General features: G+C 52.8%; 15 protein-coding genes. 3 read left to right on the forward strand and 12 right to left on the reverse strand.

Translation table 11 applies throughout. The features are described 5' to 3' along the window. Complete coding sequence (locus C162_RS09520; protein WP_036693859.1) at positions 1-1,425, forward strand: LutB/LldF family L-lactate oxidation iron-sulfur protein; 1,425 nt, start codon at positions 1-3, stop codon at positions 1,423-1,425. Further along, a complete protein-coding gene (locus C162_RS09525; RefSeq protein ID WP_036693861.1) occupies positions 1,425-2,117 on the forward strand; it encodes a LutC/YkgG family protein in 693 nt (230 codons plus the stop codon). Before C162_RS09520 ends, C162_RS09525 begins: the two co-directional genes overlap by 1 nt. Before the next feature lie 38 nt (positions 2,118-2,155). Here the strand turns inward: C162_RS09525 and C162_RS09530 are convergent, their stop codons facing one another. The 3 genes from C162_RS09530 to C162_RS09540 are packed head-to-tail and all read right to left on the reverse strand — an operon-like array spanning position 2,156 to position 4,377. After that, positions 2,156-2,767, reverse strand: a complete 612-nt coding sequence (locus tag C162_RS09530) for a sugar O-acetyltransferase (protein WP_036694186.1) — start codon at positions 2,765-2,767, stop codon at positions 2,156-2,158. Between the two features lie 28 nt (positions 2,768-2,795). Then, positions 2,796-3,482 carry a bacillithiol biosynthesis deacetylase BshB2 gene (gene bshB2 / locus C162_RS09535; RefSeq protein ID WP_036693863.1) on the reverse strand — a complete coding sequence of 229 codons (687 nt, stop codon included), beginning with the start codon at positions 3,480-3,482 and terminating at the stop codon, positions 2,796-2,798. A 22-nt stretch (positions 3,483-3,504) separates the two neighbouring features. Continuing rightward, positions 3,505-4,377 carry a LysR family transcriptional regulator gene (locus tag C162_RS09540; protein ID WP_036694187.1) on the reverse strand — a complete coding sequence of 291 codons (873 nt, stop codon included), beginning with the start codon at positions 4,375-4,377 and terminating at the stop codon, positions 3,505-3,507. Between the two features lie 110 nt (positions 4,378-4,487). Between C162_RS09540 and C162_RS09545 the strand changes: the two genes are divergently transcribed. Then, positions 4,488-5,888, forward strand: a complete 1,401-nt coding sequence (locus tag C162_RS09545; RefSeq protein WP_036693864.1) for an MFS transporter — start codon at positions 4,488-4,490, stop codon at positions 5,886-5,888. Between the two features lie 38 nt (positions 5,889-5,926). Here the strand turns inward: C162_RS09545 and C162_RS09550 are convergent, their stop codons facing one another. The 9 genes from C162_RS09550 to C162_RS09590 form a co-directional block, all read right to left on the reverse strand. Continuing rightward, complete coding sequence (locus C162_RS09550; protein ID WP_051493356.1) at positions 5,927-7,258, reverse strand: serine hydrolase domain-containing protein; 1,332 nt, start codon at positions 7,256-7,258, stop codon at positions 5,927-5,929. Between the two features lie 96 nt (positions 7,259-7,354). Beyond that, the gene (locus C162_RS09555) at positions 7,355-7,663 is read right to left on the reverse strand and encodes a hypothetical protein (protein WP_036693866.1); all 309 of its coding nucleotides are present in this window, start codon (positions 7,661-7,663) and stop codon (positions 7,355-7,357) included. Between the two features lie 56 nt (positions 7,664-7,719). Next, positions 7,720-8,262, reverse strand: coding sequence for a GNAT family N-acetyltransferase (locus tag C162_RS09560; RefSeq protein ID WP_036693868.1), 543 nt, complete (start codon positions 8,260-8,262; stop codon positions 7,720-7,722). A 16-nt stretch (positions 8,263-8,278) separates the two neighbouring features. Beyond that, a complete protein-coding gene (gene bshB2 / locus C162_RS09565; protein WP_051493372.1) occupies positions 8,279-8,977 on the reverse strand; it encodes a bacillithiol biosynthesis deacetylase BshB2 in 699 nt (232 codons plus the stop codon). A 38-nt stretch (positions 8,978-9,015) separates the two neighbouring features. After that, positions 9,016-9,360: a YojF family protein gene (locus C162_RS09570; protein WP_036693869.1), complete on the reverse strand. Its 345-nt coding sequence runs from the start codon at positions 9,358-9,360 to the stop codon at positions 9,016-9,018. A gap of 189 nt (positions 9,361-9,549) precedes the next feature. After that, a complete protein-coding gene (locus C162_RS09575; protein ID WP_036693871.1) occupies positions 9,550-10,620 on the reverse strand; it encodes a hypothetical protein in 1,071 nt (356 codons plus the stop codon). A gap of 98 nt (positions 10,621-10,718) precedes the next feature. Beyond that, positions 10,719-12,143: a sensor histidine kinase gene (locus C162_RS09580; protein ID WP_036693872.1), complete on the reverse strand. Its 1,425-nt coding sequence runs from the start codon at positions 12,141-12,143 to the stop codon at positions 10,719-10,721. After that, complete coding sequence (locus C162_RS09585; RefSeq protein ID WP_036693873.1) at positions 12,121-12,828, reverse strand: response regulator transcription factor; 708 nt, start codon at positions 12,826-12,828, stop codon at positions 12,121-12,123. Before C162_RS09585 ends, C162_RS09580 begins: the two co-directional genes overlap by 23 nt. A gap of 265 nt (positions 12,829-13,093) precedes the next feature. Next, entirely contained in the window at positions 13,094-13,888 is a 795-nt protein-coding gene (locus C162_RS09590) for an SDR family oxidoreductase (RefSeq protein ID WP_036693875.1), read from the reverse strand. Between the last annotated feature and the right edge of the window lie 13 nt (positions 13,889-13,901).

The raw sequence follows: 13,901 nt of genomic DNA on the forward strand, positions 1-13,901 counted from the left end.
TTGAGCCTGCAAACGGATTCACGCAGCTTCAGCGAACGGACCGCGGAGGGCCTTGGGGATTCCTTCATGCGCAGTGCCGTGGGGTCGGCACAGGACAGCCTTAAGACTAGGCGGCTGACAGCCGCTACCGCGCTGGGGGATTGGGAGCAGTGGCGGAAGGCCGGCCAGCTGATCCGTCAGCATACGCTGGCGAACCTGGACTTTTATCTGGAGCAGCTTGCGGATAATGTTGAGCGGCAGGGCGGGCATATCTATTTTGCCGCAACCAAGGAAGAGGCCAGCAGTTATATACGGGATGTCATTGAACGCAAGCAGGCGACCCGGGTCGTCAAATCCAAGTCCATGGTTACTGAGGAGATTGAACTGAACCGCGTACTGCTCGAAGCCGGCTGCGAGTTGATTGAGACGGATCTCGGAGAGTACATTCTGCAGATGGATGATTGGGACCCTCCCTCCCATATCGTAGCCCCCGCCCTGCATAAAGACCGGGAGCAGATTAGGCGTGTCTTCGCAGAGAAGCTCGGATACACCGGCGATGAGACGCCCGAGAAGCTGGCCGGGTTCGCCCGCACCGTCCTGCGCCAGAAGTTCCTGGATGCGGAGATCGGGATTACGGGCTGTAATTTCGCCATCGCCAACCTGGGCGCAATTAATCTCGTCACGAATGAAGGGAACGGTGACCTCACCGCCGCTATTCCCAAGACGCATATCGCAGTGATGGGCATGGAACGGATTGTACCGACGATTGAGGAAATGGAGATCCTGGATAATCTGCTCTGCCGCAGTGCTGTCGGCCAGAAGCTGACCAGCTATATCACGGTCATGGGTCCCTCAGCAGCGGGGGAGACCGACGGACCGGAGGAATTCCATCTGGTGGTCGTCGATAACGGCCGCTCGGATATTCTGGGAAGTGAATTTGGCGAAGCCTTGCAGTGTATCCGCTGCGGTGCCTGCCTGAATGTCTGCCCGGTCTACCGCCATATCGGCGGGCATGCTTACGGTTCCATCTACCCGGGTCCGATTGGTGCGGTCATTACGCCGCTGCTTGGCGGTTATGACGACTATAAGGAGCTGCCGTATGCCTCCAGCCTCTGCGGAGCGTGTACAGATGTTTGTCCGGTAAAAATCCCGCTGCATGAGCAGCTTATTATGCACCGCCAGAATATTGTGAAGCAGAAGAGAACCGGGGCTGCCGACCGAATCCAGATGAAGGCCGCCGCTAAGCTGCTCTCCTCCCCGGCCCTGTTCGGCAAAACGCTCAGGCTCGCCCATTCTGCCAGCCGGATCATGAGCAAACATGGACGTATTGTACGGGGACCAGCTATCATTCAGGGGTGGATTGGTTCACGCGACCTGAAGCAGCCCGTCAAGCAGCAGGACAGCTTCCGGGCATGGCTGGAGAAGCGCAAAGGAGGGGCAGAGTAATGACAGCATCCGAGAACACGAATATGAACATGAATAAGGAGGCTTTTCTGAATACTATTGCCGCCAAGCTGGGACGGGCACGGAAGTCAGAGGTTCAGCGTCCTCCGATCCAGAATTTCATTCCTGACAGCTACGGTCCGCTTACTCAAGATGATCTTGTAGAGATGCTTAAGGAGCAATGCTTCTTCATCCACACTCAGGTGATTGAGACGAAGCGGGAGCTGCTGCAGAGAACGTTAGATGATCTGATAGAGGCAAATGGCGGCGGGGCCGTGATGACTTCCGGTGATCCCCGGTTCAGGGAATACGGGCTGGCCTTCCCTGATGCTGCCGTATGGGAAGAAGCGGCGGGACGTGCGGAGAATATCAGGCGTGCTGAATCGGCAAATACAGCCATAGTCTTCGCCGACTGTGCACTTGCGGAATCTGGAACGGTTGTGGTGGAGAGCCGCCCCGATCAGGGCCGGTCGCTCCATTTCCTGCCTGCTCATTATATTGCGGTGATTGAACGTGAGAAGCTGGTGCTTCGCTCCACGAATGCCGCTGTGGCGCTTAACCGGAGAATTGAGGCCGGGGAAACGGTGGGCTCATCAATTAATTTCATCTCCGGTCCCTCCAATTCCGCGGATATTGAAATGAAGCTGGTGGTCGGGGTGCACGGGCCGCTGAGGGCCACTTATGTGCTGATCTGAAACGAATCCTGTCCCTTAAGGACGGTATAGCAGCGACTCTACACGTAGTCAGTGACGTCAAACTCCCGATCCTTATAGTAATATTTCCGGTCTTCTTCCGTGATCTCACGGATAATCCGGCACGGACTGCCTACGGCGATCACATTATCAGGGATATCCTTAGTCACTACACTACCTGCCCCTATGACCACGTTATTCCCGATGGTCACGCCCGGATTCACAATAACATTACCGCCGATCCACACATTGTTGCCGATGGTGATGGCAATCCCGTATTCATAGCCAGAATTCCTGGAATCGGGATGGACGGGATGGCCTGCTGTATAGAGTGATACATTCGGAGCGAACATGACATTCTCGCCGATGACCACCTTGCCTACATCGAGAATCGTACAGTTGAAATTGGCATAGAAATTATTCCCTACGGTGATATTCGATCCATAATCGCAGCGGAAGGGAGTCTCAATATGCACAAGCTCCCCCGTTGCGCCCAAAAGCTTACGGATCAGCCCGTCTCTCTCCTCATGTGCGTCAGGAGAGAGTGAATTCAGCTGATGAACCAGCAGCCGGGCGGCCGTCCGTTCTTCGGTTAATCCGTCCAGCCATGCTTTATAAGGCAATCCTGCGAGCATTCTGTCTTTCTGATTCATAGGATTCATATGTTATTCCTGCCTTCTCTTAGTGTTGTGTGTTCATGGGGTAGGTCCAGAAGGCTTCATGCCCGAAGCGGAGCTGAATCTCTTCGGCCGTCAGCACCTGATTGCCGACAAGCTCCGCCGCCTGGAATTGCGAACGGTGTGCCTGGATAGAGGCCATCTTCTTGTCCAGAAATGCGGTGACATCGACATGCACATCCGGGAGGCCGATATGCTTCTCATGGCCAATAGCGAATGCGCCGCAGTGAACCACCGGACGCTCCGCAGGCGGCATCTGCCGGACCGCCCGGATAACCGCTGCTCCTGTAGCATCATGATCCGGGTGTACGCTATAACCGGGATAGAAGGTAATCACAAGCGTCGGAGCCAGCTCATGGATCAGCGCCAGCAGTGTCTGATCCAGCAGCTGCTGATCCTCGAATTCAATCATTTTATCGTGGAAGCCCAGCATCCTTAAGTCTTGTATGCCGATAGCCCGGCAGGATGCCCGCAGCTCTTCCTTGCGGATCTCCGGCAGCGTCACCCGGTTGGCAAACGGCGGAATCCCCATATTGCGCCCCATCTCGCCTAGCGTCAGGCAGGCATAGGTTACTTCTGCGCCTTGCTGGATATACTTCGCAATAGTGCCAGCCGCTCCAAAAGCCTCATCGTCAGGATGCGGAAACACCACCAGTATGCGCTTATGTTCTGTAGTCTGTGTATCGTTCATAGGTTCATCCCTCCCGGTGACATCATAGCTTAGCGAAATACTCCATAACAACCTCACGGAAAATCAGGCCCGCCTGTGAAATATAGCGGTTCTTATGCCACAACAAGGCGATTTCCCTGACCAGTCCCTCGTCTTCCAGCGGAATCAGACGAATATGATCATGCGCATTCCTTGCCGTACCCGGTATGAAGGCTAAGCCGATTCCGGCTTCCACCAGGTCAATCAAGCGGGCCGGTTCGTCTCCCTCATATACATAGCGTGGCAGGAATCCTGAAGCCTGGCAGACGGAATCCACCAAATCTCGAATCCCGTAGCCTTGTTTGACACCCACAAACCACTCATTCTTAAGCTCTATCAAGCCCAGGCTCTTACGGTCTGCCAGAGGGTGGCCGGCTGGAACGGCAAGGTGAATATGATCATTACAGACCACCTGACATTCCAGATCCTCCCCTCTGACCGGAGGAGAGGACAAGCAGAAATCAACTTCTCCCCTCTGAAGAAGGGTAATCATCTCCTGCATGGGCAGCATTTGTACGTGAAAATGGATATCCGGCAGCTTGAGCCGAAACTCCCGGAGGATAGCAGGCAAGGTACTCGCAGTGGTTACCGCTAATTCAAGAGTGCTGGACACAAGGCTGGACAGGTCCTTAAGCTCCTGCCTCCCCTGCTCCAATTCAAACAGCGCCTTCTCCGCACGCTCAAGAAATCTGCGTCCCGGCTCATTTAACCGCAGCTTCCTCCCGCTCCGGTCGAACAATGGGACTCCGAGATCCTCCTCCAGCCGTTGAATGGTCTTGCTAAGTGAGGATTGAGTAACATGCAGCTTGTGTGCAGCCTCGGTCATATGCTCCAGGCGGGCAACCGCGATAAAATACTGCAATTGAAGAAGCTCCATATCCGCCTCCATTCATTCCTTCAAGTCTATGGAATTATACCATGAAATGCGTTGGAGTAAATAACTCTTATCCTGTACGATAACTGTACAGTACTTGAGGGGGAATAACAATGAATGCACGAAATTGGTGGTTAATGATATCCGTTGGGCTGGGGATGATGCTTAACCCGCTTAACTCTTCGATGGTGGCTGTGGCGATCCCCAGGCTGCAGCACGCGTTCAAGCTTGAATTCACTGTGGTTTCCTGGATTATTTTTTCGTTCTATATCGGCAGTGCTATTGCCCAGCCTGTTATGGGCAGAGCGAGCGATATTTTCGGCCGCCGGAGAATTTTCCTGGCGGGACTGGTGATCGTCTTCGCAGCCTCCCTGCTCACGCCTTTGTCTCCAGGCTTCGGGGGGCTCATCGTTCTGCGGGTTGTCCAATCCATTGGAACCAGTATGGTGGTTGCGGTGGGGATGGCAATCATCCGGGTGAATATTACAGACAAGCAAGCGTCCGCGCTGTCGGTGCTGTCCATGTTCACATCGGGAGCAGCTGCGGTAGGACCTTTTATCGGCGGGGTGCTCGTCCATGTGTGGGGATGGTCTTCCATCTTCTATATTAACCTTCCGTTTGTAACGGCCAGCTTCCTGTTAGCCTGGAGAACCATCCCGCAAGACAAGCCGTCAGCAGATATAGTAACCAAGCTGTCCCTAAGGCAATGGATGAACCGGATAGACGCGCCTGGAATTCTACTGTTCACCATAGGGCTGGTGGCTGTGCTTGCGCAGATGCTCTCCGCCAAGTCCTCCGGTCATGTCTCCCTATTCAATATCATCATCGGACTGTCCGGGCTCATCCTGCTTATGATTTTCGTAAGGCATGAGTTAAGAACAGCTATGCCCTTCATTCCTCTGCGTACCTTTGCCAGATCTCCCGGGCTGATCCGGGTCAATGTTGAATTTATGCTGGTTAATCTATTATTTTATTCCGTCTTCTTCGGTCTGCCTTCTTATTTGCAGCTCGTTCGTCAGGTCAGTGAATTCCACACAGGGCTGCTGATGTTAAGCCTGGGTCTAAGCTCGCTCGCCGTTTCTCCGCTGGCCGGAAGATGGATCGATGCCTCCGGGCCCCGGCCAGCGCAGACCGTATCGGCCATCCTAATGGCCCTTGGGTCTGTATGGATCGTAATGCTCGATCCGGCTTCGCCTGTCATCAGTATTCTACTGGCTCTGGCGGCCTTCGGAATCAGCAACGGGCTGAATAATGTGGCCATGCAAGCGGCCTTGTTCAACAACTCGCCGAAAGAGCTAATCGGGGTTACCTCCGGCTTATTCAGTACGTCCAGATATTTCGGAACCATCCTCTCCTCTCTGCTGATCGGAATCGTTATAGGCAATCCGTTCAGCTTCAGGGGATTTCAGGTGCTGGGAATGATCCTTACTGCGATTGCCCTATGTCTGGTATTCATGTCCCGGCGGCGTTCTCTAGAGCCCAAAAACTCCCTTCACAGTCTTGATGACCGCTAGGGAGTGCTTAGAAGACGGGTCTAACCCCGGTGGAAAATCTAGGCTTCGTCCTGAAGCTGCTGCAGCTTGCCTGCAACGGCTTCACTGTCCGGGTATATAGCAGCAGCGCAGGTAAGAATACGTATCGCTTCCTCCCGGTGACCGCTATAACTTAAGGTATCAGCAATCCGCCTAAATTCAAAATCCGCCTCATAATACTTATCCTGCTCTGAGCGCCGGATACGTTGGTATTCGTTAATGGCCTCCCCTGCACCGCTGGTTATAACGGTCTTGGCAAGATGATGCACCATCGACTGCTTAAGCTGGCAGACCTCGATACCCAGCAGCAGATCCAGAATAGGACGGGTCACACTGCCCAGCCACACATGGTCACAGTTGGTCATTACGGAGATGCCGAGATTCTCATCCGGTAGCAGAATCAGCTCACTGAGGAATCCGGTATCCCATCCGGAATGCGAGAGCATCCGGGAGCCATTATAGCGGCCCAGGAACCAGCCCAGACCCACATCTTCATGCTCCGGCCCCCAGCCTGTAGCCATAGTAGGACTCCACATCTGTTCATAGCTGCCGGGCTGTAGGGCATTATATCTGTTCTCAGCCTGCCCCCGCCCGAGGTGCATCAGCATATATTGGCACATCTCCCGGGCATTCGTATACAGTGTGGAGCTGGGAGCATGCGCTCTATTGTAAGGGAACACTTCGCTTACATAGGGTCCGTACCCTCTGGAGTTCCTCAGTACATGGGCCGCAGCCAGCACCTGTTCAACCTCCATTTTCAAAAATGAACTCGTGCTCATTCCAGCAGGCTCCAGAAGATGCTGCCGCATATACTCCTCGAAGCTGAGGCCGCTAACCTTGGCAATCAGATCCCCTAGTATCTCATAACCGATATTACTGTAAGCAAAATGAGTACCCGGATCACTCATTAAGCCATGGCGGCGGATGCCTCTGACATACCGTTCAAGACTTCCTTCATCATATTCAGGCCGGTCCCAGCCATAATCGTCCTCATCCGGCATCCCGGAGGTATGATTCAACAATTGTCTCACCGTAAGCTGCTGATAGCGTTCGTCGTGCATTTTGAAATACGGAAGATAGCTCACTATAGGTGAGTCCAGCTCTACCTGCCCACGCTCTGCCAATTGCATCACAGCCGTAACTACGAAGGTCTTGGAGACAGATGCCTGGTGAAAAAGAGTACTGCTGACCACAGGCTCACCTGTAGACACATTAGCGCTGCCATATTCTCCTGTAAAAAGAACCTCGTCCTCACTAACGATCCCCACCTGCAATCCGGTAAACGGTCCATTCTCCATAAAGCGGGTCAGCATCGTGTGAAGCTCTTGTACCCTGCTATGATATGTATTCATTCTGGTTCCCCCAGTTCTTATATGTACTGTATCAATATAACATCCGGGGAGCATACAGAATGTGTAAAAAACAGCTTAATCTGAACTTTACTCAGCTTACCCCTCAACCACATCTGCCCGCAGGTCCGTGGCAATCTCAAGAATCACAGACACAATCGCCTCCATGGACAAGGCCACGTACAGCTCACCCATGTACAGCCGGAACGGGTACTCCGCCCCCTCATGACTCCACATGAAAAAATCCCCTTCGATCGACATCGTGCTCTCCGCACCTTGCACAGTGTAGACCTGTGAATAGCTGAAGCCGGATTTAGCGGCAAAGTATCGCTTGCATTCCTCCAGGGTTAGCGCCTGCTCTGCATTCTCTTCCTGCATGGAACGGGTAATTCGTAAACGCTGGCTCATTGGTGATCCTCCACAATGTTAATATTTAAGGTGCTAATCTGTTAGTGTTAACTCCGTTAACTAATATCCGCCGGGTTGATGATTGCCAAAATCTGGTGGTCCTTCCATACACTGCGGATCTTCACATTCAGCCGGGCAATGCCTTCTTTGTGGAATCCTGCATTCTCCAGTACACGGATAGAACCGGGATTATCCGGTGAAGCTTCCCCTGTAATCCGGTGGAACTTCAGCTCCTCGAAGGCATAGCGCACGACCTGCTTCACCGCCTCCGTCATATAGCCTTTACCGTTATATTCCTTGTCCAGACTGTACCCGATCATACAGCTCTGCAGCGGTCCCCTTACCACAAAAGACAGACTGACACTGCCGATGATTCGCCGGTCAGCCTTGTGAATAACCAGAAAGTCGTATCTCTCATCTGCTGCCCTGAACTCTTCATACTGCGCAAGCTTGTCCCGCTGGTACTGCTCTGTATAGAAATCCTCGCTGATCTCCGGCGAATGCTCTTCAAAAAATTCACGGTTACGCAGGTACATCCCCATCAGCTCAGCGGCATCTCCCGCCTCAGGGTACCGGATGTATACCCGTTGTTCTGACATCTCTAGGCCTCCATTCTTAATTGCACAATGCCGCTTCCTCCGGCTGTTCCTTGCATTCTGAGAACCGGTAGGTCCAGAAGCGTTCCGTTCCGTATTTGTTGCAGATTGCTGGCTCGGTTGGCTTAAGGCCGCCAAGCACCTTCTCCGGCTGGAACTGGGTGCGGTGCGCCAGAATGGAGTTTATTTTGACAGTGATAAAAGGCGTTACATCGGTGACTACATCGGCTGCTCCAATCCGCTGCTGATGGCCGTTCGAGAAGGCGACACTATGTACGACCGGACGTTCCGCAGCGGGCAGCCGGGCAATGGTACGGATCACCGCAGCACCAGTGGCATCATGATCCGGGTGCACGCTATAACCGGGGTAGAACGTAATAACCAGGGAGGGGGTAAGCTCCTTCACGAGCGATTCAATCCGGTGATCCAGGCGTGCCGGTTCTTCGAACTCAATCATTTTGTCATGGAAGCCCAGCATCCTCAGGTCTTGTATCCCAATGGCCTTACAGGAAGCCTCCAGCTCCGCTTGGCGGATGGCCGGCAGGGTCGTGCGGTTCGCAATGAGCGGAACGCCCATGTTCCGGCCCATCTCTCCGAGTGTCAGACAGGCATAGGTCACCTCTGCACCTGCTGCGATATACATTGCCAGTGTCCCGGATACGAAGTAGGCCTCATCGTCGGGATGGGGAAGTACAACCAGGATTCTTGCATGTTCCATAGATTTATTATTCACGGTTAGTTGTTCCTCCAATTTCATTAAAAAGGGCTGCGGCTAAGCTGCAACGCCACAATCAGCTTGCCCTGACTGTCATGACCGGCTAGAATCAGCCGCTCTGTATCGTGCTCATCCACATGGGTTAGTCCTTCGGCGTAAATCCAGCCTTGCTCTGTCTTCAGGCCGACCCGGTAAGGTCCTGTCCCTGAGATGGAGCCGTTCGTATAACGGATCACCGCATTGCTGATGAACGCCGAGCCCGGGGGACGGGTGCTGTCGATATGACTGGCATAAGCTCCTGTTGTGAGCTCAAGATGGATATATAGATCCTCAGAGACGAAATCGTCGATTCGGGTCTGAATGGCCTGGGGTTGAATGAGTTCCATAATGTCCTCCTAAAGTGTATAAGAATAGCTGGTTCCAGTGCATTCATTATACATGAAATCCCCGAAGCTCAAAACCTGGAAGAGTTGCACCGGCTATCCTGTCCAAGCAAACGAAAAAGAGCCTGCCTAAGGAATTCCATGAATTCCTTAGGCAAGCCCGTTGACGGGAAGCCCCTTTTCCACGCTTAATTACAGACTTACTATAGAGAAGACCTTATTGTTATGAAAATAGACGTATTGGTTGCCGTACACCAAATAATTATCTTTAATGCTGTCCGGATCTCCCCAGCATAGTAAGAGTTCTGTCATCGTCATGCCGCTGACCGCCCGCTCTTCACGGATGGCAGACCACATTTTATCGCTGATCTTGAAGAGGGTGCGCGGATTCTGGAAACATAATATTTCATCTAAATAAGTAACATAGCTCTCAGCACTATCAATCTCTATTGGAATCTCCTGCCCATTGGCCCGGCGAATGATGATTTCTAGATTACCATTTGTAGGATTGGAGCGGAAGTTGCTGATGGTCACTTTCTCCAAGTTTTTGAAAAGGCTATTGTTCATATTAGGATTTCTGGTCCATACGGTTGTTCCATTATAGACTTTTTGCAGAAGCTGAAGATGGGTGGCGGTGTACATAGTATTGTCCACATATTCATTCAAATCCAGGACCCATTCGGTTCCGGCTTCATTTTGCAGCACCAGGTTCTGATTGTAGTCATCGATGTACTGTACACTCTTCACCCAATGGCTTCCCGGATGTCCATATAAATAGACCTTTTTACCCAACACAGTGCCCATCGTACCTGGCAGCTTGCTGATCGCGTACAGCATACTATTGCTCTTATTCTTGCCATCCTCTGTGCTCCAGACGAACAACGCTATGGCGCTGGAGGCATATTTGCCATCGATTGCTCCGAACTTGAGCAGGGTTTTGAAGGCTACGTAATTGGAGCTTTTGTAAAGAATAGAGTTATCCTTGTTCAGCTTGGTGCTTCCTTTGCTGCCTGTGAGCGTTACGCCAGTGGTATCCGCCGCCACAGTGAAACCCGGAATCTGTCCGGCCAGCTTAACCGGTACATAGGAAGAGCCATTCACGAGTACAGATTTGACTGGCGAAATAAGCAGGCTGCCTTCGACAAACGTAGCAATCTCCGTATAGTCCGGTGCGGCTGCGGCCGCTGCCTGTCCGGCGCCTCCCGGATAGACCAGTCCGAGCGCAAGCAGCAGAGTGGTGAGCAGTAATGCAAGTTTTTTCATAGATGTTCTAATTCCTTCCCCCAATGTAAGTTAGGTGCCCCGGCAAGGTGCCGGAATCTTCCAGATCAGTACATTCGACAAGAAGTTAATTATTTCCTCTACTTCGGGATACGAATCACAAATACTGTTGGCTCCGCTTCCCTGCTCTCCAGCTGCAGCGAGCCCTCCATCTTCTCCACGTTCTTCTTGGCAATGGACAAGCCCAGACCGGTTCCTCCGCTGGCCGTTGTCCGGGCCTCATCCCCCCGCACAAACGGATCAAAGATCGTAGACCACAGCTCCCTCGGAATGCCGACTCCATTGTCCGCAATCTCGATCCTGATCTGCGTGTCCTCAGGAATCACAGATACCCGGATGCGCGTCCCTTCGGGATTATAGGCGAGGGCATTAGAGATCAGATTATTAATGACACTGGCGAACAGCTCAGGATCATAAAGGGCATAGAGCTCTTCTTCGGGCACCTGCAGGTGAAGCTCGAAGTCTTTTTGCTCAATCTCGCCGTAGGTGTCGGCAATAATCTCCCGCAGATGATCGCCCAGCTCAAGTCGCTCTATACGGAGGATGAAATCCGGTGAGTCCAGCTTAAGCAGATCCAGCATATGCGTAATGAGCTTCGTGACCTGAACGGACTTGGTATAGATGTAATTCAAATATTTCGTCTGTCGCTCAGGGTCTGTAACGCGTCCTTCGATAAGGGCCTGCGCGTACCCCTGGATGCTGGTTATCGGGGTCTTGAGGTCATGCGACAGATCGACCATCAGCCGCTGCTTGCTTGTCTCGGCCAGGCGCTTCTCCTCGGTGGTCTTCTCAATCACATCAGCCATATAGTTGAAGCTGTGGCCGATCCGCAGGAACTCGGTCTCTGCATACAAGGCAATACGCGTGTTGTAATGCCCTTCCATCATACGGTTCAAGCCTAGATTCAGCACCCGCAGCGGCTTCTTGATCCGTCTGGAGACCCAATAGCTGTACACAAAAATCAGCAGCAGAATCAGCCCGCTGACCAGGAATACATAAAAGAACACCGAATGATTCAGATAGGAGACCAGAAACTCGTTGTTAATGGAGATATTGATTACATCGCGGGGAATCTTAAGCAACATCCAGGCTGCCCCGCTGTCCTGCTCCGTAACACTCGTAATAGAATAGTAAAAAGGTTGGCCCCTGCGGTTCTCCAGTCCCAGATACAGCATGTCCTCGTCATAAGCTTGAATATCATCCTGCTTCTCACCAATGACCTGAATCACCCGCTTGCCGGAATCCAGCAGCTCCAGCCAGCCTCCGCTCTTCAGCAGACGCTCACTCTCCGGCCCTTGCCCCAGCTCCTCCCGGTACGTACCGGCCTCTACAGACAGATTGGGATCTGGCGTCATCCGCTCCCGGATAACCTCAGCAATATCCTTTTGCACGAATAGATAGACCACTAACACCAGCATAAGCAGCATACAGTTGAACAGCAGGAAGTCGATGGTTAGTGACGTCTGCAGCGGGCGGTTATCTCTACTTTTCCACGGGTGCTTCAATTTTGTACCCCAATCCCCTGATCGTCTTCAGGTATTCCGGTCTCTTGGAATCTCGTTCGATCTTGTCGCGGATATTGCTGATGTGCACCATAATGCTGTTGTCCTCGTAGACGTAGAAGTCTTCCCAGACCGTCTCATATATTTTCTTGCGTGTAAACACACGGCCCGGCTGCTGCATCAGCAACTCCAGGATTTTATATTCAGTAGAAGTCAGAGCGACGGCCTCCCCGGCCACCTCAACCTGACAGGTGCTCCGGTCCAGCGTCAGCCTGCCGAGCACGATCTGCTCATTCGGCTTCTCCTCTTCTGCTGCCTTGGCATCGAACTGATGCACCCGCCGCAGCATGGCCCCGGCACGCGCCACAATCTCCAGCGGATTGAAGGGCTTAGCGATATAGTCGTCCGCTCCAAGCTCAAGCCCCAGGATTTTATCATGATACTGGCTCTTGGCGGACAGGAACAGTACAGGGAATTGCTCATGCTCCCGAATCCGCTTCAGCAGCTGCAGCCCGTCCATCCCAGGCATCATAATGTCCAGTATCGCCAGGTCAATCTTGTTATTCTGCATCCGCTGGAGCGCTTCAATTCCGTTCTCTGCGGTCAAAATCGTATATTCCTTCTCCAGATACAGCTGCAGAAGCTCAACAATCTCCGATTCGTCATCGGCTATGAGAATGGTATACATGGTGAATCCCCCTCTATCTTGTCATGCAAGCCGCGCTCTTTGTAACTATAGCCTGCCATTCTTAATCCAGTCTAAACCAAATCTAAAGAAAAGATAAAGAATTATTACAACTTAAAGCTAGGTCGTCGCTGCGGTGAACATTTGGACTTCCGGGCGCTGTTGTCAACAGAAAACAAAAAATGAACAGCTGCTCAGCCAAAAATGGCTGAACCGACTGTTCTAAATGGTAGAGTTAGTTTAAGCAGAGCCTACAGTCAGCTTCAACTTACACCGTAGGTACGGTTCCCCCGTCAATCACGTACTCAGCACCCGTAATGGAGGCTGCGCGGTCGGAAGCGAGGAAGGCCACCAGCTCGCCCACCTCCTCAGGGAAGCCGGGGCGTCCGATGGGAATGCCGCCCAGCGCGTCCATTACCGATTGCAGCGCACTTTCCACACTGCCTGTCACCTCCGCGATACTCTTCAAGAAGTCCCCGGTTGCTTCGGTTTGAATGAAGCCCGGCGCGACCCGGTTCACCCGGATACCCTTCGGAGAGAATTCCTTAGATAAGCTCTTGCTGTAACTGCTTAAAGCAGCTTTGGCGGCTGCATAGGGGATGGTCGATTCGATCAGCGGCATCACTCTTTGAATGGAAGAGATGTGGATGATGACTCCCTTGCCCTGCTCCAGCATGAGCGGGATCAGCCCCCGGTCCAGCCGCACAGCTGCCAGCAGGTTCAGATTCAGCGCATCCATCCAGTGTTCATCGGATGCTGCGAGAAATCCCCCAGCTGGTGTTGAGCTGCCGCCAGCGTTATTCACCAGAATGTCGATCCGCCCGAACCGGGCCTTGACTGCAGCAATGACCCGCTCCACGCCTTCGGGCGTGGACAGATCGGCCTGGACGAACAAATCAGAAGCGGGCCCTTCCGCCGGAAGTGTCCGGGCAGTAGTCATAACTTCAGCGCCTGCCGCTGTGAACCGGGCAGCGATTGCCTGTCCCATTCCCTTGGTACCGCCTGTTACCAGGATTCTTTTACCTTCGTATTCTGTCAGCGGACTAGCATAAGTTATAGCCATCGTTACAGCCTCT

Origin of the sequence: Paenibacillus sp. FSL R7-269 (genome assembly GCF_000517865.1) — a bacterium.
Lineage (GTDB): Bacteria > Bacillota > Bacilli > Paenibacillales > Paenibacillaceae > Paenibacillus_AQ.